Raw genomic sequence first — 26,558 nt, forward strand, 5'->3', positions numbered from 1 at the left:
AGTTATAAATTTAACTAGATAAAAATTATAGTGTGAATTGTAATATTTGAATCTATACATAAACACTACAATTATCTAGTTTCCACTATCATTTTGTTTTTATGACCTTAGTAAGCACCTTCTTTTTTCAAAACCACCATAACTGTTTTGAGCAGAATTTCAAAGTCTAAACCGAGCGACCAATTTTCAATGTAGTTCAGATCAAGATTTATAACTTGTTCAAAATCTACAATGTCTGAGCGACCTGAGACTTGCCAAAGACCTGTAATTCCAGGTAAAACTTCATGCCGAATAAAATGATGTTCAGAAAACTTATCTACGTCTCTAGTAGGTAAAGGGCGAGGACCGACTATGCTCATTTCTCCAAGGATAACGTTAAAAAGTTGGGGTAATTCGTCTAAGCTGTAACGACGGAGAAATTTTCCAACACGGGTAATCCGAGGGTCATCTTTAATTTTAAAGATAATTCCATCTTTCGTTTCATTTAAAGCTTCTAGTTCTTTCTGCAATTTTTCTGCATCAGACCTCATAGTTCGAAATTTCCATACTTTAAACTGTTGCCCATGTAAGCCTATACGAGTTTGCCTATAAAATACTGTGCCAGGAGAGTCCAGTTTGATAGCTATAGCTATAGCTAAATAAATAGGGAATGAAAACATTACAAACAAAGTTGCAAAACAGAAATCACAACTACGCTTTATCCAAAAATCTTTACCTGTAATTATCGGGCAATCTAAATTTAGACAAGGCATTCCTCCTATTTTACTAAATTCTACATTTCTATAAATTGGTTTTAATTCCATCGGTAAAATATGTACTTGGATGCCAGATGCTTGAAATAACCAGCATAAAAACATTCTATTTTTGAGAGCATCCCAAGAGATAAAAACTTCTGTTACACCCAATTCATTAAGTTGACTCAATGTTTTTTGACGTTGGTATCTGTCTAATGAGCTAGCATTAGCTGTTCCAGATACAATATAATGTTTCTCTTTTTTTATAAAGCTAGCAATTTGCTCATGATCTTGAGAATCACAAATAATGAAAACAGAAGAACGAACTATTTTTTTCTGCTTCCGCAGATATTCGAGAGTAAGGTTAACAGCATATCTACCGCTACAAATAAAAAATATGCTTAGAAACCAAGAGAATAATATTAATTTTGGACGTGTAATATCAACTACTGGTTTATACAAAAAACAAACTAGGAGGATTAATCCATGAGCAAAAGTCAGTGATTTTATAATATTAAAATAGTCATAACGTTTTTGCCCTTCTCGATAAATACCTTCGACAGCTAACGATCCTATTTGAATGCCAATAGTTATTAAAATAGGTAAATAATTACTCGGTATATACCAAGTAAAATTATTATAAGAAGACTGATATCCGGCTAAAATCCATGCTATGGATAAAAGAGTATAGTCTACTAAAAATAATGTTGTTAATCTCAACCACCAGGAACCCTTGCGGACTCTGACAAATGAAGATGCGCGTAAATCCAAAGGTACTTCACTGAATTTATTTGTTGTAATGCTTTGATTACTCATAGTTAGCAACACTTGGTGTAGTTAAAGATTGATTGAATTTTATATAAAAAAAGTTGGGTATCTCATATCTTTGCTATGCAAGGATTTTGTCCTTCGGAGTAACTTTACAGTTCTGGATCAAAAACATTTTCTCGGAGTTGGCTTGAGTGCTGTTTACTACCCAGGTACTTAGTTTTTGTTACATGGGATAATTCGGTTTAGTCTGGAAATTTTGAGCTTTAGGTAGGTGCTAATGAAAGACTTGTTGGTGAGTTTACTTATGGTTGAATAGAATTCCTGACGTTAATAAGCAAGTAGCTCAGGTAAAAATATTGAGATTTTTAAGTTACTGTACGTAATAATTAAACCGAACTACTACACTTCTATTGCAGAGTTATACTTTATTATTGGCTAGGATAGCACTTTTTCTGAACTTACTGTAGCATGTTTAACTATACCAACTCAGTTGTGCTTAGAAATTATCTGTTTGTTTACGCATAATTACTGATTAGCCAAACTCCCATACATAACTTATAACAAAACGCATCAAAAATTTGTCTATTGTTACAAAACTTTACACGAGTTGATGTCATGGTTGAACTTCGTTCGTTTTATGAGTATTTTTAGAGAATTGGTTACAGATTAATGAGAAATAAATTCTAAGGTATCAAAGTAATATCAACAATGTTTGATATTTGGAGATTTCTGTCATGTCTGCATTGTAGACATTTTTACCATCCGAGAAAGTCATTTTTTTTGATGAAATTTTCTGTGTTTAAATCACTCACATTTTAGGCAACTTTAATTTTGTTTCTCAAAAGCTGAAGACTTTGAGCTTGTTTAAAAGTCTAATTTCATACCAAACCCGACAATTAAAAGTCGCGGCTACCAGGACAAACCCTCTTGTATGGGGTTTAAATCCTTGATTATCCTGCTTTTCGTGTAAGTAGACTTCGTTTGCGTAGTAGCAATTATTTTTGCAACTTACTTAATTGTTTAAGCAAATCATAATTATGACTTTATACTATTTTTATATATAAACAAACACCATGAAGATTCGGTAATAATTATTTTTCTATCCAGTAAATTTTAAGAAAAAAGGATAAATTCTTTTCAGTATGATGTTTAAATTAACTAACATAATTATGTATGTAAAACAAAAATAAAGAAATCTGTCAACTAAAGTCAAACTGTAAATACAGATGCTTCTCTATGGGCGTAACTCAGCAGTGCGGTAATATTTTTTTTGATTTTAAGGTCTTAGTAGAAAAATAAATTACGTAAACATATTGTATTTATTTATATTAAGCATAAAACGATCTAATAGATTAGTGACAACTCTATAAATACCAACTATTTTTGAAAATGTATGTATTATCCTGGGTACTGTAAAGCAGAAGCCGTTCGCTTCCCATCACGCTCTTAAGAAAGACCAGCTAGGCTTTGTTTATGTAGCCTCAAGCTTCTATACTGAGAAAGTTAATGTACAGTTTCGCGTATTACGATAGTAAATAAATTAATAAAATCCTATTTCCTGATGGAGCTGATAGATAAAAAATGCAGATAAATAGCGAGACTTCAGAGTATAAGCAAAATACTCAGTTAAATAGCTTCACTCACATTATCAGCACTCAAGTTTTACAGGAATGGAAGAATACCCAAGCAGCCGATCGTCAAGATCAGTGCATCCATCAGATATTTGAGATGCAAGTTGAGCGATCGCCTGAATCCATTGCTGTAGTATTTGAAGATACACAACTTACTTATCAGCAGTTAAACAAACAGGCGAATCAACTAGCACACTACCTACGTGCTTTAGGCGTTGGGCCTGAAGTACTTGTGGGGATTTGCCTGGAACGCTCCTTGGAGATGATCGTAGGAATACTGGGTATTCTCAAAGCTGGGGGCGCTTATGTGCCTTTAGATCCCGCATATCCTCCAGAGCGTTTAGCCTTCATCTTAGAAGATACCCAGACACCAGTATTATTAACCCAAGAAAAATTGGTCAAGAACCTTCCACCCCATCAAGCACAGGTGGTTTGTCTAGACTCAGACTGGCAAGGAAATATCCAAAACAGTCTAGAAAATCTTGTAAATGAAACGACGGCTGATAATCTTATATATGTAATCTACACATCCGGTTCTACAGGACAGCCCAAAGGTGTAACGATCCCTCACCGTGGGATCTGCAATCAACTCTACTGGAAGCAAACAACCTTTGGATTAACTCAGGCAGACAAAGTTTTACTGACCATTTCTTTTAGCTTCGACCCTTCAGTATGGCAGATATTCTGGCCATTGTGTTTTGGGGGACAATTGATCGTAGCTCGCCCTGGTGGACATCAAGACACAGCCTATCTTGTGAAGGTGATTACTGAGCGGCAAATCACTGTCCTGGCCTTAGTGCCTTCCATACTGCGTGTCTTACTGCAAGAGAAAGGTATTGATAATTGTCGATTCATTAGGCATATTACCTGCGGTGGTGAGGCTTTACCTACCGAACTTATAGAACGCTTTTTTGCTCAACTGAATTTGGATAATGTTCTCCATAATTGCTATGGCCCGACAGAAGCTTCTATTGATAGCACTTTCTGGACTTGCCAACGCGGCACTAATTATACTATTGCTCCCATTGGTCGCCCCATCACCAATGCAGAGATTCACATCCTTGATGAAAATTTGCAACCCGTACCTGTTGGTGAATCAGGTGAACTACACATTGGTGGTATTGGTCTAGCGCGAGGCTATCTTAACCGTCCTGAATTAACCGCAGAGAAGTTCATTTTCGACCCTTTTAGCTTAGAAATTGGCGCACGTTTATACAAAACTGGGGACTTAGCCCGTTGCCTACCAGATGGTAATATCGAGTTTCTCGGTCGTATTGACTACCAAGTGAAGATTCGTGGCTTCCGAATTGAATTAGGAGAAATTGAAGCGATATTAAGCCAACATCCAGCCCTGACAGAGACTCTAGTCATAGCTAGAGAGGATGTTCCTGGTGACAAGCAACTCGTAGCATATATTATTGCCAAACCAGAGCAAATTACTAGCCAGGTTGAATTGCGTCGCTTTTTACAAGGTCGGTTGCCTGAATATATGGTGCCGGCCTCGTTTGTTTTTTTGGACACCTTGCCATTAAACCCTAATGGCAAAATAGACCGCCGCGCTTTACCTGCACCGCATACATCTGATTTTGGTCTGTCAACTAACTTTTTTCCACCCCAGAATGCTACAGAAGAGGTGTTAGCTAGCATCTGGGCGAAAGTTTTGCGTTTGGAACAAGTAGGTATTCACGACAATTTTTTTGAATTGGGAGGTCATTCACTGCTAGCAACTCAAGTGATGTCTCGGGTTCGCCAAGCTTTTCAGAGAGAAATACCCTTACAACTCTTATTTGAGAATCCAACGATCGCTACTTTAGCTCAAGGGTTTACCAAAAACGAGAGTCAAGAAAACGATCCCCAAAATCAAAATATTCCCCAAATAGCCAACCGGGAATCAGCGCCTTTATCCTTTGCCCAGCAGCGAGTGTGGTTTTTGCAGCAGTTGCAACCAGACAGTCGAGCATATATCCTCTCGAATGCACAGCGCTTAAGGGGCAAGTTAAACGTCAGTGTATTACAACAGTCACTAGATGCGATCGTTGTCCATCATGAAGCACTCCGAACAAACTTTATTACATCACTTGATGGTAGCCCCATCCAAGTAATTGGCACGCCTCGACCAGTGGAACTCAAAATAATTGAGGTGAAACAGGAGCAAGTGGAATGTCTCCTAAGTGAAGAGGCGCAACACCCCTTTAACTTAGAATCTGACTTGATGCTGCGAGCTACCTTGCTCCAAATAGACCAACAGGAGCATATACTCTTGTTGGTCATGCACCATATCGCCTCAGATGGCTGGTCAATAAACATTTTCTGGCAGCAATTAGCAGCCGTTTATGAAGCGTTTTTGAGCGGTAAGCCTTCTCCATTGTCAAAATTGCCCATTCAATATAGCGATTTTGCTGTCTGGCAACACCAATGGCTATCGGGTGAAAAACTCTCCAGCCAAATCAACTATTGGAAAACCCAGTTAGCAGGTGCTAATACTGTACTAGAATTACCAACCGACCGACCACGGCCACCAGTCCAAACTTACCAGGGAGCAGTGCAATCCCTGATATTACCCCAGTATCTGAGTGCATCGCTCAAAGAATTCTCCCATCAGCAAGGTGTCACCCTTTTCATGACATTGCTGGCGGCTTTTGGGACAGTCCTGCACCGCTATACTGGGCAAAAAGACATTCTCATTGGTTCTCCCATTGCTGGCCGCAACCAAGTTGAAACCGAAGAGTTGATTGGTTTCTTTGTCAATACCCTGGCCATCCGAACTAACCTGGCAGACAACCCAAGTTTCCGGCAGTTACTTAGTCAAGTTCGAGAAGTAACACTAGGAGCTTATGCCCACCAAGACCTGCCCTTCGAGAAGCTAGTAGAAGAACTACAGCCAGAGCGAGACATGAGCCACTCGCCACTGTTTCAGGTAATGTTTGCCTTTCACAATACCCCAAAGGAACTCTGGGAACTTCCGGGATTGACCATTACCCCTCTAGAAGTTCATAACGGTGCTGCCAAGTTTGAGCTTACCCTCGATTTGACAGAAACTTCACAGGGGATCAAAGGTGGAATTGAATACAACACAGATTTATTCGATGCAACAACGATCGCTCGAATGCTAGGGCATTTCCAAACTTTACTTGAGGGGATCGTCGCTAATCCAGAACAGCATATTTGCGATTTACCTCTGTTAACAGCGCCCGAACAGCATCAGCTACTAGTTGGGTGGAATAATACTCAAATTGACTATGATTTATCTCAATGTCTACATCAGTTGTTTGAAGCGCAGGTAGAGAAAACACCAGATGCGATCGCTGTAAAATTTGCAGACAAGCACTTTACCTATGGCGAGCTAAATAATCGCGCCAATCAACTAGCACACTACTTGCAGACTTGTGGAGTCCAGCCCAATGGACTCGTAGCCATTTGTATTGAGCGTTCCTTAGAAATGGTCATCGGACTGTTAGGGATTCTGAAAGCTGGCGGTGCTTATGTACCTATCGATCCCGAATATCCTCAAGACCGCATATCATATATGCTAGGCGATTGTCAAGCACCAGTGCTGTTAACCCAAAGGGATTTAATCGATCGCCTCCCTACAAGTAGCCAAAAAGTTTGTCTAGATACTGACTGGGAAATGATTAGCCAACAAAGGAGTCACAATCCCAATTCAAGGGTCAAGCCTCTGGATTTAGCTTATGTAATTTACACCTCTGGTTCCACCGGTAAACCAAAGGGCGCGATGAATAGCCATCAGGGAATTTGTAATCGCTTACTGTGGATGCAAGATGCTTATAAGTTAACTGGAATCGATCGGGTTCTTCAGAAAACGCCCTTTAGTTTCGACGTTTCAGTTTGGGAGTTTTTCTGGCCGCTATTGACAGGGGCGCGTTTAGTGATGGCTCAACCAGGCGGACAGCGAGATGCAACTTACTTAGTCAAAACCATCATCCAAGAGGAAATTACAACACTGCACTTTGTCCCCTCGATGTTGCAGATATTTCTAGAAACCAAAGGGCTAGAACGTTGTCAGCCTTTAAAACGGGTATTTTGTAGTGGAGAAGCCTTACCTGTTGAACTCCAGGAGCGGTTTTTTGACCGGATGGAATGCGAACTACACAACCTCTATGGCCCTACCGAAGCGGCAATTGATGTCACCTTTTGGCAGTGTCAAAGCGAGAGTAACTTAAAAAGTGTACCAATTGGTAGAGCGATCGCTAACACTCAACTTTATATTCTCGACTCCCATCTGCAAGCAGTTCCCTTGGGTGCAAACGGCGAACTTTATATTGGTGGTATTGGAGTTGCTAAAGGCTATCTCAACCGTCCCGACTTAACAGCCGAGCGATTTATATCCCATCCTTTTAAGGAAGGCGAAAAACTTTATAAAACTGGAGATTTAGTTCGCTATCTTCCCGATGGAAATATTGAATACATCGGTAGAATCGATCATCAGGTAAAAATTCGTGGTTTCCGCATTGAACTTGGAGAAATTGAAGCTTTAATAGCGCAACATCCCACCATACAGCAAACTGTCGTTACAGCTAAAGTTGATAATCCAGAAAACCAACGACTAGTTGCCTACATTGTTCCTCACCCAGAACAGACACCAAACACAGACGAACTGCGTCACTTTCTCAAACAGCAACTGCCAGAATATATGGTGCCTAGTGCTTTCGTTTTACTAGACACCCTACCCCTAACCCCTAACGGCAAAATCGACCGCCGTGCTTTACCAACACCAGACTCAACAAGGCTTGATTTAGAAAAAACATATCTTGCTCCCCGCGATGAATTAGAATTGCAACTAACCAAAATTTGGGAACAAATTTTAGGTGTCCAGCCCATCGGTGTCAGAGATAACTTCTTTGAGTTAGGAGGACACTCGATATTAGCAGTAAAACTGTTTTGGCAAATTGAAAAGACATTTAATAAAAATCTGCCTCTTGCCATTCTGTTTCAGTCAGGGACTATAGAGGCACTAGCCAAAATAATCTCTCAAGAAGAAGGTGTGGTAACAAACAAGGCTTTAGTAAATACCTTAGACGAATCAAAATCTAGCTGGTCATCACTGGTAGAAATTCAAGCCAACGGTTCCAAGCCTCCTTTTTTCTGCATTCACGGACTGGGTGGAGAAGTCTTGTGTTTTCGTGAATTAGCGCTGCATCTGGGTTCAGATCGACCATTCTACGGACTACAGCCACAAGGACTAGATGAAAAACAACCTTTCCATAGGCGGGTTGAAGATATGGCAGCCCATTATATTCAAGAAATTCAAACCCTTCAGCCTAACGGCCCTTATTTTCTGGGAGGTTATTCTTTTGGAGGTGTAGTTGCTTTTGAGATGGCTCGGCAACTCCAAAAGCAAGGCAAACAAGTTGGTATGCTAGTGATGCTTGATACCTGTCTTCCAGGTTATAGTTGGCGAGCACCATTTAGCAAGAGACTTTTTTTGCATTTAAATAAAATAGTTCAACAAGGGCCTGCCTATCTTTTGCAACAGGTTGTGAAATGGAGCTATTGGCGTAAGCAGCATCTCCAAAACAGATATAAGCGTTACCTAGAAAACGCACTTTATTTACCTCAAACTGACAAGCACTTAAAGATTATAGATACTAACATTCAAGCCATGAGTGAATATATCCTTTCACCCTACCTGGGTCGCGCTATTCTCTTGCGGACAAAAGATGAAAATCGGGACGAAGCTGTAGGCACACAATACGATCCTCAATTCGGCTGGAGCAACTTAGTGCTTGGGGGATTAGATGTCCATTACGTTCCCGGATCTCATCTTGAGATACTTAAGGAACCCCATGTACAAGTGTTAGCCGAAACATTGAGAAGTTGCTTAATTCAGGCGCAGTCTCTAGACAATTAATTTTAATTCCTTCAGTTCACATTCACACAACTCAGCACTGCTGGGTCGTTTTGTCGTTTATTAGTCTAAAAATTAATTAGTAAGCAATCCACAATCTACTGATGCTATATAGACGATTTGGACGCACAGAATTACAAATGCCAGTGTTTTCCTGCGGTGGCATGAGATATCAGTTTAAATGGGAAGATGTTCCCAATAATGAAATTCCTGCTGATAGTCAGGCGAATCTGGAAGCGACGATTAGAAGGGCAGTCGAGGTTGGAATTAATCACATTGAAACTGCTCGTGGTTATGGAACTTCCGAAATGCAATTGGGAAGAATATTACCCAAGTTTGCCCGTGAAAAGTTAATTGTTCAAACAAAAGTTGGCCCAAAGGCAGATGCGAAAGAATTCCGCGAGACATTTGAACAATCATTACAAAATCTCCAGCTAGATTATGTTGACCTTTTAGGGTTGCACGGGATCAACGATACTGAGTCATTAGACTATAGCATTCGTCCGGGTGGCTGTTTAGAAGTAGCCCAGCAATTGCAAGCAGAGGGAAAAGTTAGATTTATTGGCTTTTCTACCCACGGTTCAACAGATATAATTGTGCAGACAATTAATACCAATCTATTTGATTACGTAAACCTGCACTGGTACTACATTAATCAATGGAATTGGGCAGCAATTGAAGCAGCTAAACGCCACGATATGGGGGTGTTTATTATTAGTCCATCTAATAAAGGAGGTTTGTTATATGAACCTCCAAAAAAATTAGTGAATCTTTGCGCCCCATTGAGTCCAATGGTATTTAATGATTTGTTTTGTTTGAGTCATCAAGAAGTGCATACTCTGAGTGTAGGAGCAGCAAAACCAGAAGATTTTGATGAACACCTGAAGACTTTAGAGTTAGTAGATCGGGCATCAGAAATTTTGCCGCCAATTTTAGCAAGGTTAGAGTCAGAAGCGATCGCTACTTTGGGAGAAGATTGGGTAAAATCCTGGGAAACAAATCTACCTACTTTTGATGAAACCCCTGGTGAGGTAAACATTCGGGTGATTTTGTGGCTGCGGAATTTAGCGATCGCCTACGATCTAGTAGATTATGCAAAAATGCGCTACAACTTGCTTGGTAATGGTGGTCATTGGTTTCCTGGTAATAAAGCCGATCGGGTAAACGAATTAAACTTGCAGCAATGTCTCACCCACAATCCCCACGCGGATAAAATCCCGCAATTTCTGGAGCAAGCGCATCAGATATTAGCAGGTGAGGAGGTCAAACGTCTATCTAAGACTTGATGAATTGGGGATTGGGAATTGGGCAAGAAATAACTCCAAACTCCTGTACAGACGAGATTAATCGCGTCTGTACAAACTCCTCAGCGATCGCTAGTCAGATTTTTTCGGATCTACTGATTTCGCTGCTTTTGGTACGACTAGCACCTTATCAACACGGTTCCCATCCATATCCATTACTTCAATCCGCATACTTTGCCATTCAAAATGATCTGCTGCGGCAGGAATACGACCTAGATGGGTAATCACAAAACCGCCTAAAGTTTGATAACTGCCGCGTTCCTCAGATTCCCACTCTTCCATACCAAAAAGTTCTAAAAACTCCTCTACAGGTAACATCCCATCCAAAAGCCAGGAACCATCTTCGCGTTGTACTGCTTGGGGTTGATCCTGTCCATCCGTTGAAGGAACATCACCCACGATTTCGCTCATGATGTCGTTGAGAGTAACTAATCCCTGAATTACGCCGTATTCATCCACTACTAATGCCATGTGAGTGATGGTTTGCTTGAACAATTCTAAAACTTTCAAACCACGGGTGCTTTCTGGCACGAATACGGGCTGTCGCAACCCCACTGTCAAGTCTAGCGGTTCTCCTCGGAAACTCCTGGCTAATAAGTCGGTGACGGGGATCACACCCAGCACATTATCAAGTCCCGCCTGACAAACTGGATATCGAGAATAGGCACTATCAACCATTTTTTGGCGATTTTCTTCGGGAGAGTCGTCTAAGTCTAACCAGACAATATCGGGACGAGGTGTCATTAAGTAGCTGACGGGGCGATCGCCTAAACGAAAAACTCGCTCCACCATATCCTGTTCGGCTTCCTCAAAGGTTCCCGCCTCAGTGCCTTGCTCAATTAAGATTTTAATTTCTTCTTCGGTAACTTGCGGCTCAGTAGAAGCTGTAATTCCCAGCACTCGCAGGATCAAATCTGTAGAAGCGCTTAATAGAAAGACTACTGGAGAAGCGATCGCTGCCAAGGCTTGCATCGGAATAGCTACAATCGAGGCAATCTTTTCTGGATTATTTAATGCCAGACGTTTCGGTACCAATTCGCCAACAATTAGTGAGAAATAGGTAATCAGCAAAACCACTATTCCGAAGGAGAGCGGTTCACTATAAGGTGCTAACAAAGGGACAAGTTTTACATAAACTGCCAACCGACTGGCAATTGTTGCTCCTCCAAAAGCACCAGTCAGGATACCGATTAGGGAAATACCTACTTGAACGGTTGACAGGAAATGATTTGGAGACTCAGCGAGTTTCAATGCTACCCTTGCCTTGGCATCTCCTTGATTGGCAAGCTGTTGTAGCCTGACTTTCCGGGCTGAGACAATCGCCATCTCAGACATAGAAAACACGCCGTTGGCAATAATTAGCACCAAAATGATTAAAATTTCAAAAGTGATGGGGGACATGTTTAAAATTGCCGCTTCTCAGAGCGAATGTAGCTCAATACCTAGTATCTAGTATTAAAGGTGCTTCTATAAATGCTTTGACTGTACACAAAGTAGTAGTTATAGTTCTTAAGTCTATTAGTTGATGTGCATTATGCTTCCATCGAAATAAGAAGAAGGCTGTCAACACTTTTAAAATAGTTGACATAAACTGCCTCAAGATTTTCTGGCTCACAAAGACTCCCACCGCTAGTAGTACTTATGTCATTTTCTTCTATTGTGCGTGCCTTAGCGCGATCGCCGCTCACCACTGAATTTATTTCTAAGCTAAACCGACAACAAGAATTGCGGTTAAATGGCATTTCTCGATTACCCAAGGGTTTGGTAGCTTCAGCGTTAGCACAGGCTCAGGGTAAGGATTTATTTGTAGTTTGCGCCACTCTGGAAGAAGCTGGACGCGTTTATGCACAATTAGAGGCAATGGGATGGCAAACAGTACATTTTTACCCAACCTCCGAGGCTTCTCCCTACGAACCTTTTGACCCGGAAACTGAGATGAGTTGGGGACAAATGCAGGTACTAGCAGATTTGCGTAAAAATCAAGAGTCATTGGTCATTAGTCAGTTGTCATTAGAAACAAACCAAGGACAAAGGACAAATGACATAGACGCGCCAGCTGCTTCCCGCAGGGTAGGACAAATGACAAATTTAGCGATTGTGGCTACTCAAGGGGCGCTGCAACCACATTTACCACCACCAGAGGCTTTTGGGCAATTCTGTCTTACCCTGAAGCGAGGGATGGAATTAGATTTGAATGTCTTCAGTGAGAAAATCACTATTCTGGGGTACGAACGAGTACCTCTGGTGGAAACGGAAGGACAATGGAGCCGACGGGGTGATATTGTTGATGTTTTCCCAGTTTCATCTGAATTTCCAGTAAGGTTGGAATGGTTTGGCGATGAAATCGAGCAAATACGAGAATTTGACCCAGCAACCCAACGTTCTGCTCTCGATAAAGTTGAGCAGTTAATTCTTACCCCTACTAGCTTTGCTCCTATTGTGATGGCAGCACTTAAGAATAATTCTGAGTTAAGAGTTAAGAGTTATGAGTTAGATTCTGACTCAGAACTTAGCACTGAGAACTCATCATTATTGGAAGGTAGTCGTCGCTTTTTGGGATTGGCTTTTGAGCAACCAGCATCTCTGCTAAATTACTTATCAGAAAATACCTTGATTGCCATTGATGAGCCAGAACAGTGCCATGCTCATAGCGATCGCTGGGTAGAAAATGCTGAGGAACAATGGAAAATGGGTCATGGGGAAGAATCTAATCCCCTAATATTGCCGAAAATTCATCGGTCTTTTGATGAGTGTTTGGCTGATATTGCCAAATTCAAAACACTATATTTATCGGAACTGTCAGAGGAAAATAGCGGGATCAACCTTTCTAGCCGATCGCTTCCAGTTACGCCGCACCAGTTTGCGAAACTAGCTGAAACTATCCGCCAAGAACGCGATCGCAATTTCTCGATCTGGCTACTTTCTGCTCAACCTTCGCGTTCTGTCTCGCTGTTGCAAGAACATGATTGTCCGGCTCAGTTTATCCCCAATCCCCGCGACTACCAAGCGATCGATAAGCTGCAAATTAACCATATTCCCATAGCCTTAAAATATTCTGGTCTTGCGGAATTAGAAGGTTTTATCCTGCCGACATACCGAATAGTAATCGTTACAGATCGGGAATTTTTTGGACAGCATTCTTTGGCGACTCCTGGCTATATCCGCAAGCGCCATAAAGCTACTTCTAAACAAGTCGATCCCAATAAACTGCGTCCAGGCGATTATGTAGTTCACAGAAATCATGGTGTTGGTAAATTTGTCAAGCTGGAAAGTTTGACAATTAATAATGAAATCCGTGATTATTTAGTGGTGCAGTATGCTGATGGGTTATTAAGAGTTGTCGCCGATCAAGTGGGTGCTTTATCTCGGTTCCGCGCCGGAGGTGATAAAGCACCGGAACTCAACCGGATGACCGGTAAAGCCTGGGAAAATACCAAGAATAAAGTCCGCAAAGCCATCAGAAAATTGGCGGTGGACTTGTTGAAACTGTATGCAGCGCGATCGCAACAACAAGGTTTTAGCTATCCAGGTGATATGCCTTGGCAGGAAGAATTGGAAGATTCTTTCCCCTACCAACCCACAACGGATCAGCTTAAAGCAGTACAAGATGTAAAACGTGACATGGAAAGCGATCGCCCAATGGATCGCTTAGTTTGTGGCGATGTCGGTTTCGGAAAGACGGAAGTGGCGATTCGTGCTATTTTCAAAGCAGTCATCGCCGGTAAACAAGTGGCACTCCTTGCGCCAACGACTATTTTAACACAGCAGCATTACCACACACTCAAAGAACGTTTTGCACCTTACCCCGTGAATGTCGGTTTGCTCAACCGTTTTCGGTCTGCTGAAGAACGCCGCGATATTCAAAAACGATTAGCAACGGGTGAATTAGATGTAGTTGTTGGTACACAGCAACTTTTGGGTAAAGGTGTGATGTTCCGCGATTTAGGACTGTTGGTGGTGGATGAAGAACAGCGATTTGGAGTTAACCAGAAAGAGAAAATTAAAAGCTTGAAAACTCAAGTGGACGTGCTTACCCTCTCCGCTACTCCCATTCCCCGGACTTTGTATATGTCCTTGTCGGGAATTCGGGAAATGAGTTTGATTACCACACCACCCCCAAGTAGACGAGCGATTAAAACCCATCTTTCACCGATTAATTCCGAAAGTATCCGCAGTGCAATTCGTCAAGAATTAGACAGAGGCGGGCAGGTTTTTTATGTAGTTCCACGAGTAGATGGCATTGAAGAGACAACAGCAAATTTACGAGAAGTGTTACCAGGGGCTAGGATTGCGATCGCTCACGGTCAAATGGATGAAAGCGAGTTAGAATCAACCATGCTCACTTTCAGTAATGGCGATGCAGATATCCTTGTTTGCACGACAATTATTGAATCTGGCTTAGATATTCCGCGAGTTAACACCATTTTGATTGAAGATGCTCACCGCTTTGGATTAGCACAACTGTATCAGTTACGCGGTCGTGTGGGACGTGCAGGTATTCAAGCCCATGCTTGGTTATTTTATCCCAAGCAACGGACATTATCTGATGCGGCGCGGCAACGATTACGAGCAATTCAGGAATTTACTCAGCTAGGTTCTGGATATCAACTAGCGATGCGCGACATGGAAATCAGAGGCGTGGGTAACTTGCTAGGTGCTGAACAATCCGGTCAAATGGATGCTATCGGCTTTGATTTATATATGGAAATGCTGGAAGAAGCAATTCGGGAAATCCGAGGACAAGAAATTCCGAAAGTGGAGGATACCCAGATTGACCTTAATCTCACAGCATTTATCCCAGCAGATTACATTACCGATTTGGATCAAAAGATGAGTGCTTACCGGGCGGTAGCTACAGCCAAATCTAAATCAGAATTAAAGCTAATTGCAGCCGAGTGGAGCGATCGCTATGGTACTTTACCAGTGTCGGCAAATCAACTTTTGCGAGTCATGGAACTCAAACAGCTAGCGAAAAAACTCGGATTTAGCCGGATTAAACCAGAACAAAAGCAGCACGTCGTTTTAGAAACTCCAATGGAAGAACCCGCTTGGAATTTGCTGGCGGCGAATTTACCAGAAAATCTCAAGACGCGGTTTGTGTATTCTCCTGGTAAAGTGACGGTGCGCGGGTTAGGAGTTTTTAAAGCAGATCAACAATTGCAGAATTTGATTGATGCTTTTGGGAGAATGCAGGGTGCGATTCCAGAGGCGGCTGTTGTTTGATCCGTTTTGCTCAAGTTTCTCCTTTTTCTGAATACAAAAACAACACTGAGGCAATAAACGAAGCAAGCATAGCTATTAAGTATAAAAATGTTAAGAGTTTATCATTATGCTTGCCAAAGCGACTTTAAATAATTGACAGCCCAGCAGCAAAAATATGTTATGACCATAGACAACTTCATCCTTCGCCCAATGAACAGATCGGAAGTGGATTTGGCGATTACTTGGGCAGCAGCCGAAGGCTGGAATCCAGGCAGGTATGATGCTGAATCTTTTTATCAAACTGACGATCGCGGTTTTTTCTTGGGTGAGTTGAACGGTGAGCCTGTGGGATGTATTTCTGCTGTAGCTTACGATCGCTATTTCGGCTTTCTTGGTTTTTACATTGTGAAGCCGCAGTTTCGTGGGCTTGGATTGGGTATGAAAATTTGGAATCAGGCAATGGCTTATCTGTCTACTGACCGTAACATCGGTTTAGATGGCGTAATAGCTCAACAAGATAATTACAAAAAGTCTGGTTTCAAAATTGCTTACAACCATATTCGTTATGAAGGAGTTGGCGGCGGTGTTATGCCTCCTGGTATCGTTGAACTAAGAACAGTACCTTTTGAGAAATTGCTGGCTTACGATTGCCAACTTTTTCCCTCTCAGCGATCGCTGTTTCTGCAACATTGGATTGAGCAACCAGGAAGTGCTGCATTAGGGGTTCTCAAAGATGGGTATCTTACTGGTTATGGAGTTATCCGCCCTGCTCATACAGGTTTAAGAATTGGGCCGTTATTTGCCAATGATGAGAAAATTGCTGAAGCCCTATTTATTGCCTTGCTTGCACAAAATCCTGATGTTCCAGTATTTATTGATGTGCCAGATATCAACTTACAAGCGATCGCTTTAGTTCAATATTGTGGGTTACAGCCAATGTTTCAAACTGCTCGGATGTATACCAAAGGAATGCCTAGCTTACCTATTAATCGTGTATTTGCTGTGACAAGTTTGGAACTCGGTTAGAAACAGTTGGTGAAAAAAACTATCGAAGGCTTTTATCAATATGAGTAAATCCCGGATTTCTCACCACATCTCTCAAAGCCTGCGCTTGTGCAGGGGAGCAGGGGAGCAGAGGTGAGATATTGTATAATTTCTTTCCCCTCTGCTCCTCCGCCCCTCTGCCACTTCTTCGCTTAAAGCTTGTGAGAAATGCGGGTAAATTCACCTCACCCAGTTACAACAAGATGTTAGCGATCGCTCTGATTTAAATCATTGAAAAGTAGCAGATTGCCGCAAAGCTTTTGAGCAGGTGGGAATTTCAAACCCAACCCTTTGAATCTAGTTAGTAGAATTAAAGGAAATACCAAGCCGACTTCAACTTATGATAAAAACTATCGAGGGCATTTATCAGGATGGACAAATTCATCTTACCCACCTACCGCAAGATGTTAGCGATCGCTCCCAAGTTCTCGTCACCTTTCTAGACCCTGCCCAAATCGACCCCAACAAATTACGCCAACTGATCGATCAGTTAGAGACAATTGCTGGAATTGGACAAGGTTTCGAGGAACTTAACGCTGGTAACACTCGCCCCATTGAAAATTTCGTTCAAGAAATGCAGCAAAAGTATGGCATTTCAGGTTGAGATTACCCCAATCGCGGAAACTCAGATTGAGCAAGCTTATCGCTGGTATCGAGAGCGTAATCCTGAATTTACCGATCGTTGGTTTCGAAAATTGATGAATGCTATTGCTACCCTACAAGAGAAGCCCCAACGTTGTGCCTTAGCAGTCGAGCCTGAAATTTTTCCAGAAGAAGTACGCCAACTTCTTTATGGAAAAGCCAAAAACGTATACCGAGTAATTTTTACAATTCGAGGTACTACAGTTAATGTGTTGTATGTGCGTCACAGTGGCCAAGCACCACTAACAGTAGATGACTTAGAGGAGTTAGAAGGTGGAGTTTAGGATTTAAAGGCGATCGCTCTGATTTAATCAGCCACAGTTAAGAGCAAACAAATATGGTTTTCAGCATATTCTCACAAACTAACTCAACAGGTTTATGAAAATTAGAGCAATTATTCATCCAGCAGAAGAAGGCGGCTATTGGGCAGACGTTCCCGCGCTTCCCGGTTGTATTACCGAAGGCGACACCATAGAAGAAGTGATGGCTAATTTAAAAGATGCTATTGAAGGTTGGCTTGAAGTTGCCAACAGTCGTAATGCAATTGAGTCAACAGATCAAATTGTCGAAATTGCTGTATGAAATCGATTTCTGGCAAGCAACTTTGTAAGATTGTGGAACAAAAAGGTTGGGTTTTGCAAAGAACCACTGGCAGTCATCATATTTATGAAAACCCTGAAGTACAAAAAATCCTGTCAATTCCTGTTCACCGCAATCAAGATTTGAAAGTTGGAACCTTGAAAGCCTTGATGAAAATAGCCCAGCTATCTGAAGAAGATTTACTTTAATTTCAAATTACTGCTCTGATTCATCTAGTAACTTGCTTGGTTCACCGGGGTAGAAATCATAGTCCATAATCTCTACCAAACTGTAAGGACACTCTACCGGAAAAGTACGCTTGGGCAAATCTGTTTCTCCAACAGCTAATTCGACACCTTTAAGGTAGGCTTTGCGAAGTGCTTCTTCAAGGTAAGGCTTTAGGCTAGGATTGTCTTCGAGCAGTTCAGCAATATCTAAGCGTTGAATCCGAAGTGTTGCTAACCAGCTACGGCTACGGCGTTGAGACTGGTACTGCCATTTTAGTAAATGTCCAATCAACACACTCAGACGGTTTCGCAGTTCTTGACGTTGCTGTTTACCCAAAGATTGAATCTCCTCAATCAGATTTTGCAGATCAATCTGACTCCACTGCTCATTGCGAAGTAAAGTTACTTGTTCCTCTGTCCAAGCGTAAAAATCAGTTTCGTAGAGACTTGGTGAAGGCATTGGTATCTGTGGGTTAGTTTCAGGTATACGCATTAGGTTAGTTCAACCTCAACGTCTTTGCATTTATTGTAGAACTGTCTCAAACTCCAGTAATTCTGCTATGGAGAGCGATCAGCGATCGCAGCTACACCATTATTCGCACAGATGACATACCCGACTTGGATCAAAAGTTGATTTTACCTACGTTAGATAGCTTGAGAATCTTGGGAATACTGATCAAAGAACTCAATTGTCTAAACCACAGAAAATTTAGAGGATCTTATGAGTCAATCATGGTATCCGGCTCACACATTCAATGGTGATTCTAGTTGGTTAGGTGGTGTGCGCTCCCTATCCATAAACCCAAGCCGCCAAATTATTGCTTGTGGCAGCGATGACAAGACAATCAAATTATGGGATCTCAATAGTGGTCAACTTTTGACCCATCCGTTTGAACATACAAAATCTGTTCGTTCCATTACCTTTACTCCAAAAGGTAATGGCTTGATTAGCGGTGGCGATGATGCCACCATTAGAGTTTGGGATTTGAGAACATCTCAGGAATTATTAACTTTTACCACTCACTCTCAACCTGTGACGGCAGTAGCTGTGGTTCCAATTTATGACTTTATAGTAAGTGGAAGTGATGACCATACAGTTAAAATTTTTAGTTTGAAAGAAAGGAAGGAGATTCAAACCCTTCGAGGACATTCAAGTTATGTGCAGTCTGTTTCTGTGAGTCCTGATGGTTCATTGATTGCGAGTGGTGGTTGCGATCATAAAGTCAAGATTTGGAGAACTAACATACACGATGAGATTTTCTCATTTTCAACCCATTCAAAAGATGTACGTGTAGTTGCATTCAGCCCTGATGGGAAAATTCTTGCAAGCAGTGATGATGATGGGGATATCATTCTGTGGGATATGCAAACTGGATTATCTAAATGCTATATTCAAGGGCATTCAGGTAGTGTACGTAGTCTAAGTTTCAGTTCTAATGGTCAGTTTCTCGTAAGCGGTGGCGATGATGGCTACGTCAAGATTTGGAATCTGACAACAGGTACTCTAGATTCCTCTTTCCCTGCTCACTCAGCAGGAGTTAGCTCAGTCGCTTTTTGTTTTAATAATCAGGTACTTGTAAGTAGTAGCTGGGATAAGACAGTCAAACTTTGGGTTCTTGAAAGCGCAATTCCTAAACCTTCAAAAGTTGGTTTTTTTGAAGGACTTTTTGGAAAAAAGCAGCCTGAACATAGTCTTGTTCCATCGTTGCCAAATTTTATTCTTCAACAAGTTCAAGGAAATAGTGAAAAGCTAAATCAATCTATGTTTAGTTCCGTTGGCGCTAACTTTGAAACTGAGGCTTATAGCTTTTGTTGGGAAACATCTCAGCCTCCAATCAGGAATCCTCAGTTAGGTTTGGAGGATTGGGAGCGATTGTTGAGAGACTGGAAACGCCAAGAAGAACAGCGCAAGAAAGAGCAACGTGCAAAAGAGAGACTTCGCGTGCGAGAGCAACGTTTGAGATTAGAGAAACAGAAAGAAGAACGTCTCAATAGAGAGCAGCAACTACAGGCAGAGAAACTAAGACAAGAACATCGGCAGCAAGAGGAAAAACTCAAACAAGTAAATCAACAGCGAACTACTAATAATTCTTGGGATAACAATACATCCAACCAGCAACGGGCTACGACTAACTTTTGGGGCAGTAATTCATCAAGTAATTCAAGTGGAAAAGTCCATGTTCAAGGTTATCGTCGTAAGGATGGAACTGATGTTGAAGGATATTGGCGTAAAAAATAGCTCTGTTATCGACTAACCAACTTCATCTATCCTGGCTGGCAATATAAAGTGATCGCACTCTAACAACCCCAACAGAGTGCAAGTAGGGATAATTTATCGTATGACTTTCATATAACAGCCATGACAGAGCTAGTTGAACAAGCGATCGCTAAACTCAAAAATTTGCCTACCAATGAACAAGATGCGATCGCGGCGATGATTTTGGAATAACTAGAAGATGAACGCTCTTGGGATGAAGCTTTTGCCCGTTCTCCAGAAGTACTTGCCAAACTTGCAGCCGAGCCAATGGCTGAATACCGTGCGGGTAAAACTAATTTATAAATATTCAAAAAACACTTCAGGTACTAATTTGAATTCTCCTGATTTCAAACGAGAAATATCTATCCATAATGCTTTATGTTTATGATGTTGTGATTCTGAAAAAATTAAACTTTCCAGTTTATAAAATTTTGAGTCAGCAAAGTCACATTGATAAAGCTGAATAATTTCATGACCTTGCCTACCATTAAATGTAAACAGGTTCTCTATACAACCTAGATATTTAATATTCGTTAACTCTGCCTGAATTTCCTCTTGAAACTCCCGTTCTAAGGCAGCGTGGCTGGTTTCACCAAAATCGACACCACCGCCCAAAGCCCGATAAAATGTTTCTTGCTTGACGGGATCGTAGCCTTCAGAAAGAAATATGCGTTCGCCATTCCGAATTAGCCCCAAGGCTATTACCCGAATTTCGCCAGCTTTATTCATTTTTGTAACTAATTATCATAAATAGACTGAGGACGACTTTCGCTATCCTCAATAGGCCAATCTGGATTTTCACCACCGATGTACAATTCTTCAATGGTGACATATTCCTGACTTAGCTGGGTGAGGGCGTTGAGTAAAATATCCAATGCGATCGCATCACTGGTTCCTAAATCAAACCAACAACGTCCCCACTGTCCCTCATATTCAAACTCACCGATGTTGTGCATCAGTGCTAGTAAGCTTTTGTCATAGCCTTGCTCATCATAATTCATGTAGCTGATATCGAGTCCAGTGTCCTGCACCTGGAGATTTTCTGCATTAAATGCACCTAATTTACCTAAATAAAACCAGGAATTGAAAACTTCTTCTACATACTGCTTTTCACGCGCAGAAGGATTTGTGCTGAATTTCAGCCAAATCCACATATCAAAAGGATTAATTTCGCGGAACTGAATCTCCATTTTGGTCTAATATCTCAATTATTCTTCTGCAAATAAGCATATCAAAGTAGGGAGTGGAGAGTGGAGAATGGGTGTTAAGGATTTTTCAAGCTAACAGCACTTTTGCGTTCACTCTCAATTTGTTTGACTAAATCACCTGGGAGTTGGGATTTTTTAGTCAATGCTTTATCAAAATTAGCGATCGCTTCCTGGATCATCTGCTGGCTTTTTTCTTTTTGCCCTAGGTTTTTCATGATTTGGGCTTTGAGATAATAAATTTCTGGGTTATCAGATGTGGTTTTGAGCGCCCGATTCACATATTCTAGTGCCTGTGGATATCGTTTTAAATCCCGGTAAGCAAGAGCAATACCCCGATCCACGAGATACCCAGGAGCAGCATTTTTTTCTAAGCGTCCAATTGCCTGATCTGGGCTAGCGAAAGGCAAATTAACCGCTAACAGTAAATCCATATAACCCTTAATTAAATTCAGTTCTGGATCGTTGGCAGAAACCGCTTCAGCTTTATCTAAATATTCATAAACTTGCCGCAGCCGACTAAAAGCTTCCGGTACACCATTGACAGTACCCTTACGACTGAGAGTTACTGCTCCTTCTAAAAAATGGCCAACAGCAGTGTATAAATTACCACGCAATGGATCGCTAGCAATCAGTTTTTGTCCAGCTTCTAGAGTTTTTTGACTGTAGGTGTCTAGTTTAGACCAATCCTTATTTCCGTATGCCAAAGATGCTTTCATCGCATAAGCTAGAGGTTCATTTGGCTCTTTGGATATTGCTTGTTCTAGATAACGCTCTGCTGCTGGATAGTTGCCCTGTTGGAAAATCGCCTTAAAACCGGCTTCTGTTTGGTCGCCAATTTGATGAGGTTCGCTGTTGCGAAAGGGATCGCCAGCCAGCGAGGGATTTACCCAGATATTAAGTGCGATCGCCCAAGGGGCAACGCCAAAAGCGATCGCAGCACCAAGAGTAGTCTGAGCAAGGGTAGTGAGTCTATGAGGCACTACTAATTGAGGTGGAGAAAACCTTTTAGTCATTTTAACCCTCAGAATAATTGCGGTTGAAATAATTGTATGTGTTACTTAGAATGCAAAAAATGATTAATTCTAATTTGCCTCTGCCTCAACCCAAATTTTTTATATAAAGGTTGACTTTGGTAATTTTTCCATGTTTCCAGGCTCGTCATAGCCAAAGTTTTCAGGGTGAGTCTGCCACAATGGAGGAAAATTGGATGATTCTTGCTGCTAGATTAAGGTGTTAATTCAGGTAATACGCTATAAATTTTTCTAGAATTTTCCAGATCCTCTCAGTGTAGCTAATCAGTAATTTGCTGACTTTTTGGTAATCTTAACAAATGCTCTATCTCCGAAATGTAAATTATCACCCTACAGCGTGTCCAACAGCGATTCTTAAATCGATCAACTTGGAATTAGCACCCCAGCAACTAGGTCTGATTATTGGCCCCAGTGGTTCGGGAAAAAGTACCTTATTAGAAATTTTGTCGGGACTGGCTGAACCCACTACTGGCGCACTCTTTTGGCGAGAACAGGAACTTGTAGCTGAACAGCTACAACAATTGGCTGGGTTGGTATTTCAGTTTCCAGAACGCCACTTTTGCGGTGGTTCAATTTTAGAAGAATTGCGTTTAGGACATCCTGAGTTAGGGTCAGAACGAGTTAGACAGGCCCTAACTGAGGTGGGTTTAGAGCATTTATCGCTTTCTGCTGCTCCCCATGCTTTGAGTGGCGGTCAACAGAGGCGTTTAGCTTTGGCGGTGCAATTGATTCGCCAGCCAAATTTACTGTTATTGGATGAACCGACTGCTGGGTTAGATTGGTCAATGCGTCGGCAACTGGTAAATTTATTAGCAAAGCTGAAACAAGATTGGACACTATTGATAGTTACACACGATGCTGGGGATCTGTTAGCGATCGCAGATCGTTGCTGGACACTCAACCACGGCGAACTACAATCAGTAGACCCAAAGACACTGGAATCCAAAGTTAAAGAACCTCTGCCATCGGTGTGAGGGCAGGGGAGCAGGGGAGCAGGGGGAGAATAACTATGCTCAATACCCCATACCGAATGACGAATGACAAATGACAAATGATAAATGACAAACTTATTGCCTGAGATGGCAGAAATCTGGCAGCAAACTTTGAATTGGCAACCGACTGTCCAACAGCAAGCACAATTCCAAAGGCTTTATGAATTAATCCTAGAAGGTAATCATCAACTAAATTTAACTCGCATTACTGACCCCCAAGAGTTTTGGGAAAAACATCTCTGGGATTCCCTCCGAGGAATTGTACCCCTATTATCAGCAAATTTATCCTCTGCTCCCCCTACTCTTATCGATATAGGTACAGGTGCAGGTTTTCCAGGTGTTCCAGTGACAATTACAGTACCTAATTGCACAATTACTCTTCTCGATTCCACTCGAAAAAAAATTACTTTTCTCGACAATATATTAACTGAACTTGCCCTTAATAATGCCAAAACTCTTGTTGGTAGGGCTGAAGAAATCGGTCAGAACCCTCAGCATCGACTAGCTTACGATATTGCATTGATCCGTGCTGTAGGTGCAGCCTCTGTTTGTGCAGAATATACCCTACCACTGCTCAAACAGGGAGGTTTAGCTATAATTTATCGCGGCAATTGGACAAAGGATGAAACCACAGTTTTGCAGAATGCTATGAAGCAGTTGGGTGGCGTTATTGAATCAATTGAACAATTTACAACACCGTTGAGTCACAGCATCCGGCACTGTGTGTATTTGCGTAAGGTAGCCACCACACCAATTCAGTTTCCCCGTGCTATTGGTGTACCTACTCAAAAGCCCCTTTAAATAATTCGTAATGGGCTAACGCCCCGCTACGCTAACGTAATTCATAATTAGAAAGGGTACAAAACTTTGTTAATTGTAATTATGAATTACTTTGACAGTGCGGAAGATAAGCTTTTCTATCTCTCGCTTCGTGCCAATATTTAAGCTAATTTACTTGCAACTGCAAACCGCTTGTTAATCTCATCCCAATTAATCACGTTCCACCAAGCATCTAAATAATCGACGCGGCGATTCTGGTAATTGAGATAATATGCATGTTCCCATACGTCATTACCTAGAATGGGATATTTACCTACGCTTAAGGGACTATCTTGGTTAGCTGTAGTTGTCACTTCTAACTTGCCACCTTTATTACGCACTAGCCAAACCCAACCACTACCAAAACGACCAGCACCAGCTTCATTAAACTGTTTTTTTAAAGCTGCAAAACTACCAAAACTTTGATTAATCGCGGAGGCTATATTTCCTGTTGGTTCTCCTCCACCTTTTGGCTTCATAATTTCCCAGAACATTGAGTGATTCACATGACCGCCGCCATTATTGCGTACTGTTTTGCGAATATCTTGTGGTACACTGTCAAGTTTCTGCAACAGTTCTTCAATAGTTTTGCCTTTGAGTTCTGGGTGTTTGTCTAAGGCCGCATTCAAGTTTTTTACATAAGCTGCATGGTGTTTATCGTGGTGGAATTGCATCGTTTTAGCATCGATGTGTGGTTCCAGTGCTTCGTAGGCGTAAGGTAAAGGCGGTAGTTGGATAGCCCCTGTTTTTTCTGATGTTTTATTTGGTGTTGTTTCAGGTGTTGTTTCAGGAATTGCAGTGTTTCCTTTAGGAGATTTCTCTGCCAATGCACAAGCATCGAATACAAAAGCACCCGCACCTGCTGTGAGTAAAAACAAGAAATTGCGTCGATTAATAGTCATATAAGTTTTTGCAGCAAATTAATTAAATCTCTATTGCAGTTTTATTTTCTTAGATTTTGGCTACAAAAAATTGGAAATTTGCGATTATTTATGGCAGTTTAAGAAACTATTTACAAGAATTGTAACATTAAGTACTAATATTCAAAACGTTATGTATTTTTACTTAAACTATCTTTTTACAACTAATCATAGGTTCGCACCCAACCACCAAAAACAAACTCCGCCGCCACAAGAGGCGCTACGGGGTGTTAAGGGAATTATGGGGTATGACGGTCGATTGATTGGGTGTGATGTGGTTAGTGGCTTTTTTATGCGCTGTACAAGCTAGTTAGACTTGGCGTTAAGCTGACGACTCTATCACCTTCTTGTTTCCATTCAATTAATATCCCTAGCTAGTAGGAATTCATTCCTCTTATGGCTTTTAAACCTCTGACATTTATTTAAAACTACTCGCACTATTCTCTAGCAGCGATCGCAAATCATCCTCAGCATTATTTTTGGCGATTATCAGCGCGGCGAATAGGTTTTTATCAATAACGTACTGAAAAAATTTGTTCAACGGTTAGATTTAAATCTGGAAATGTTGGCGACTCTATACGGTCGTCACCTCTAAACTGTTTCCCACGATATTCACCCTCATCACTTAAAGAGTAAATTGTGATTGTTGGCTGTTTGGGATCGCCTATCAATTCCTTGCTACCCAAAGCAGCATAATCCACAATCCAATATTCTTGAATACCCATTTCTTCATAGTCAGCAAACTTTTTATGATAATCATCTCTCCAGTTAGTACTGATTACTTCAATCACTAATGGAATTGAATCTGGTTTACTAAGGATAGATTGTTTCTCCCATAATGGTTCATTACCCAAGTTAGAAAAATTCATTAATAAAACATCAGGATAGTACCCTGACATTTTATTTTCTGGCTTCACTGTGGCGGTTTTAGGTATGCCGTAATTAAGTTTAAGACGAAGACACTCATACCCTAACATCATTGTTAAAAATGCTACTATTTGCTCGTGTTTGCCTGATGGTGGCGGCATTTGAATAATATCTCCATCGTGTAATTCATAACGAATGTTTTCCGGTTGTGTTTCTAACAACTCTAAATATTCATCAAATGTAAATAGTTTTTGTAGTGATTGAATCATTATTTCATCCTGATTATGGATATAAACACTTATCACTGCTGTAACCTGAAAATTAAGAGTTAATGGGGTGTAGCGGTGAAAGGTGAAAGTAAATCGGCATGGACGCGCCAAGATTCTTACTCAGCAAGAGATACAGCAAATTTTCGCTATTGGGTTAACAAGTGACCGCGATGGCTACGCCCGCCGCAGGCATCG

General features: G+C 41.3%; 19 protein-coding genes and 1 pseudogene. 12 read left to right on the plus strand and 8 right to left on the minus strand.

Translation table 11 applies throughout. From position 1 onward, the window contains the following. Positions 1-107: 107 nt before the first annotated feature. Complete coding sequence (locus V7K55_RS18940) at positions 108-1,550, minus strand: sugar transferase (RefSeq protein ID WP_334834040.1); 1,443 nt, start codon at positions 1,548-1,550, stop codon at positions 108-110. Positions 1,551-3,086: 1,536 nt separating this feature from the next. On the opposite strand from V7K55_RS18940, the gene V7K55_RS18945 reads away from it, so the two are divergent. Both V7K55_RS18945 and V7K55_RS18950 read left to right on the plus strand, forming a co-directional pair. Continuing rightward, positions 3,087-9,005 carry an amino acid adenylation domain-containing protein gene (locus V7K55_RS18945; RefSeq protein WP_334834042.1) on the plus strand — a complete coding sequence of 1,973 codons (5,919 nt, stop codon included), beginning with the start codon at positions 3,087-3,089 and terminating at the stop codon, positions 9,003-9,005. Positions 9,006-9,106: 101 nt separating this feature from the next. Then, a complete protein-coding gene (locus tag V7K55_RS18950) occupies positions 9,107-10,288 on the plus strand; it encodes an aldo/keto reductase (RefSeq protein ID WP_334834044.1) in 1,182 nt (393 codons plus the stop codon). 90 nt (positions 10,289-10,378) lie between these two features. Here the strand turns inward: V7K55_RS18950 and V7K55_RS18955 are convergent, their stop codons facing one another. Next, the gene (locus V7K55_RS18955) at positions 10,379-11,707 is read right to left on the minus strand and encodes a hemolysin family protein (RefSeq protein ID WP_334834046.1); all 1,329 of its coding nucleotides are present in this window, start codon (positions 11,705-11,707) and stop codon (positions 10,379-10,381) included. A 240-nt stretch (positions 11,708-11,947) separates the two neighbouring features. Here V7K55_RS18955 and mfd point away from each other — a divergent pair, with 240 nt between their 5' ends. The 6 genes from mfd (at position 11,948) to V7K55_RS18985 (ending at position 17,982) form a co-directional block, all read left to right on the plus strand. Then, positions 11,948-15,529 (plus strand): transcription-repair coupling factor, encoded by a 3,582-nt coding sequence (mfd, locus tag V7K55_RS18960; RefSeq protein WP_334834048.1) that lies wholly within the window; start codon positions 11,948-11,950, stop codon positions 15,527-15,529. A 189-nt stretch (positions 15,530-15,718) separates the two neighbouring features. Beyond that, positions 15,719-16,534, plus strand: coding sequence for a GNAT family N-acetyltransferase (locus V7K55_RS18965; RefSeq protein ID WP_334834050.1), 816 nt, complete (start codon positions 15,719-15,721; stop codon positions 16,532-16,534). Between the two features lie 358 nt (positions 16,535-16,892). Further along, positions 16,893-17,156 carry a hypothetical protein gene (locus V7K55_RS18970; RefSeq protein ID WP_334834052.1) on the plus strand — a complete coding sequence of 88 codons (264 nt, stop codon included), beginning with the start codon at positions 16,893-16,895 and terminating at the stop codon, positions 17,154-17,156. After that, positions 17,140-17,478, plus strand: a complete 339-nt coding sequence (locus V7K55_RS18975) for a type II toxin-antitoxin system RelE/ParE family toxin (RefSeq protein WP_334834054.1) — start codon at positions 17,140-17,142, stop codon at positions 17,476-17,478. Before V7K55_RS18970 ends, V7K55_RS18975 begins: the two co-directional genes overlap by 17 nt. Before the next feature lie 94 nt (positions 17,479-17,572). After that, positions 17,573-17,776 (plus strand): type II toxin-antitoxin system HicB family antitoxin, encoded by a 204-nt coding sequence (locus tag V7K55_RS18980; protein ID WP_334834056.1) that lies wholly within the window; start codon positions 17,573-17,575, stop codon positions 17,774-17,776. Then, positions 17,773-17,982, plus strand: a complete 210-nt coding sequence (locus V7K55_RS18985; RefSeq protein ID WP_334834058.1) for a type II toxin-antitoxin system HicA family toxin — start codon at positions 17,773-17,775, stop codon at positions 17,980-17,982. Before V7K55_RS18980 ends, V7K55_RS18985 begins: the two co-directional genes overlap by 4 nt. Positions 17,983-17,989: 7 nt before the next feature. On the opposite strand, the gene V7K55_RS18990 is transcribed toward V7K55_RS18985, so the two are convergent. Continuing rightward, positions 17,990-18,493 (minus strand): DUF29 domain-containing protein, encoded by a 504-nt coding sequence (locus V7K55_RS18990; protein WP_334834060.1) that lies wholly within the window; start codon positions 18,491-18,493, stop codon positions 17,990-17,992. A gap of 228 nt (positions 18,494-18,721) precedes the next feature. Here V7K55_RS18990 and V7K55_RS18995 point away from each other — a divergent pair, with 228 nt between their 5' ends. Both V7K55_RS18995 and V7K55_RS19000 read left to right on the plus strand, forming a co-directional pair. Further along, complete coding sequence (locus V7K55_RS18995) at positions 18,722-20,239, plus strand: hypothetical protein (RefSeq protein WP_334834063.1); 1,518 nt, start codon at positions 18,722-18,724, stop codon at positions 20,237-20,239. Positions 20,240-20,359: 120 nt separating this feature from the next. Further along, positions 20,360-20,560, plus strand: a pseudogene (locus tag V7K55_RS19000) (hypothetical protein). Here the strand turns inward: V7K55_RS19000 and V7K55_RS19005 are convergent. From V7K55_RS19005 to V7K55_RS19015, 3 genes are all read right to left on the minus strand, one after another. After that, positions 20,555-20,986 (minus strand): NUDIX hydrolase, encoded by a 432-nt coding sequence (locus V7K55_RS19005; protein ID WP_334834065.1) that lies wholly within the window; start codon positions 20,984-20,986, stop codon positions 20,555-20,557. The pseudogene V7K55_RS19000 and the gene V7K55_RS19005 sit on opposite strands and share 6 nt — an antisense overlap. Before the next feature lie 8 nt (positions 20,987-20,994). Continuing rightward, positions 20,995-21,447 (minus strand): DUF3531 family protein, encoded by a 453-nt coding sequence (locus tag V7K55_RS19010; protein WP_094333058.1) that lies wholly within the window; start codon positions 21,445-21,447, stop codon positions 20,995-20,997. A 74-nt stretch (positions 21,448-21,521) separates the two neighbouring features. Further along, positions 21,522-22,478, minus strand: coding sequence for a Sll0314/Alr1548 family TPR repeat-containing protein (locus V7K55_RS19015; RefSeq protein ID WP_334834068.1), 957 nt, complete (start codon positions 22,476-22,478; stop codon positions 21,522-21,524). Positions 22,479-22,795: 317 nt separating this feature from the next. On the opposite strand from V7K55_RS19015, the gene V7K55_RS19020 reads away from it, so the two are divergent. Together V7K55_RS19020 and rsmG are read left to right on the plus strand one after the other, a co-directional pair. Next, a complete protein-coding gene (locus V7K55_RS19020; RefSeq protein ID WP_334834070.1) occupies positions 22,796-23,470 on the plus strand; it encodes an ABC transporter ATP-binding protein in 675 nt (224 codons plus the stop codon). 84 nt (positions 23,471-23,554) lie between these two features. After that, complete coding sequence (rsmG, locus tag V7K55_RS19025; protein ID WP_334834072.1) at positions 23,555-24,289, plus strand: 16S rRNA (guanine(527)-N(7))-methyltransferase RsmG; 735 nt, start codon at positions 23,555-23,557, stop codon at positions 24,287-24,289. Positions 24,290-24,429: 140 nt separating this feature from the next. Here rsmG and V7K55_RS19030 read toward each other — a convergent pair whose 3' ends face one another. Both V7K55_RS19030 and V7K55_RS19035 read right to left on the minus strand, forming a co-directional pair. Beyond that, entirely contained in the window at positions 24,430-25,209 is a 780-nt protein-coding gene (locus V7K55_RS19030) for a superoxide dismutase (protein ID WP_334834074.1), read from the minus strand. 530 nt (positions 25,210-25,739) lie between these two features. Further along, positions 25,740-26,363, minus strand: a complete 624-nt coding sequence (locus V7K55_RS19035) for a Uma2 family endonuclease (RefSeq protein ID WP_334834077.1) — start codon at positions 26,361-26,363, stop codon at positions 25,740-25,742. Positions 26,364-26,558 lie beyond the last annotated feature (195 nt).

The organism is Nostoc sp. (assembly GCF_036919895.1).
Classification (GTDB): Bacteria; Cyanobacteriota; Cyanobacteriia; order Cyanobacteriales; family Nostocaceae; genus Nostoc.

Coding starts and splice junctions, on each gene's coding strand:
- V7K55_RS18940 (WP_334834040.1), bottom strand. CDS start 1,550: ATGAGTAATCAAAGCATTACAACAAATAAATTCAGTGAAGTACCTTTG.
- V7K55_RS18945 (WP_334834042.1), top strand. CDS start 3,087: ATGCAGATAAATAGCGAGACTTCAGAGTATAAGCAAAATACTCAGTTA.
- V7K55_RS18950 (WP_334834044.1), top strand. CDS start 9,107: ATGCTATATAGACGATTTGGACGCACAGAATTACAAATGCCAGTGTTT.
- V7K55_RS18955 (WP_334834046.1), bottom strand. CDS start 11,707: ATGTCCCCCATCACTTTTGAAATTTTAATCATTTTGGTGCTAATTATT.
- mfd (WP_334834048.1), top strand. CDS start 11,948: ATGTCATTTTCTTCTATTGTGCGTGCCTTAGCGCGATCGCCGCTCACC.
- V7K55_RS18965 (WP_334834050.1), top strand. CDS start 15,719: ATGAACAGATCGGAAGTGGATTTGGCGATTACTTGGGCAGCAGCCGAA.
- V7K55_RS18970 (WP_334834052.1), top strand. CDS start 16,893: ATGATAAAAACTATCGAGGGCATTTATCAGGATGGACAAATTCATCTT.
- V7K55_RS18975 (WP_334834054.1), top strand. CDS start 17,140: ATGGCATTTCAGGTTGAGATTACCCCAATCGCGGAAACTCAGATTGAG.
- V7K55_RS18980 (WP_334834056.1), top strand. CDS start 17,573: ATGAAAATTAGAGCAATTATTCATCCAGCAGAAGAAGGCGGCTATTGG.
- V7K55_RS18985 (WP_334834058.1), top strand. CDS start 17,773: ATGAAATCGATTTCTGGCAAGCAACTTTGTAAGATTGTGGAACAAAAA.
- V7K55_RS18990 (WP_334834060.1), bottom strand. CDS start 18,493: ATGCGTATACCTGAAACTAACCCACAGATACCAATGCCTTCACCAAGT.
- V7K55_RS18995 (WP_334834063.1), top strand. CDS start 18,722: ATGAGTCAATCATGGTATCCGGCTCACACATTCAATGGTGATTCTAGT.
- V7K55_RS19005 (WP_334834065.1), bottom strand. CDS start 20,986: ATGAATAAAGCTGGCGAAATTCGGGTAATAGCCTTGGGGCTAATTCGG.
- V7K55_RS19010 (WP_094333058.1), bottom strand. CDS start 21,447: ATGGAGATTCAGTTCCGCGAAATTAATCCTTTTGATATGTGGATTTGG.
- V7K55_RS19015 (WP_334834068.1), bottom strand. CDS start 22,478: ATGACTAAAAGGTTTTCTCCACCTCAATTAGTAGTGCCTCATAGACTC.
- V7K55_RS19020 (WP_334834070.1), top strand. CDS start 22,796: ATGCTCTATCTCCGAAATGTAAATTATCACCCTACAGCGTGTCCAACA.
- rsmG (WP_334834072.1), top strand. CDS start 23,555: ATGACAAACTTATTGCCTGAGATGGCAGAAATCTGGCAGCAAACTTTG.
- V7K55_RS19030 (WP_334834074.1), bottom strand. CDS start 25,209: ATGACTATTAATCGACGCAATTTCTTGTTTTTACTCACAGCAGGTGCG.
- V7K55_RS19035 (WP_334834077.1), bottom strand. CDS start 26,363: ATGATTCAATCACTACAAAAACTATTTACATTTGATGAATATTTAGAG.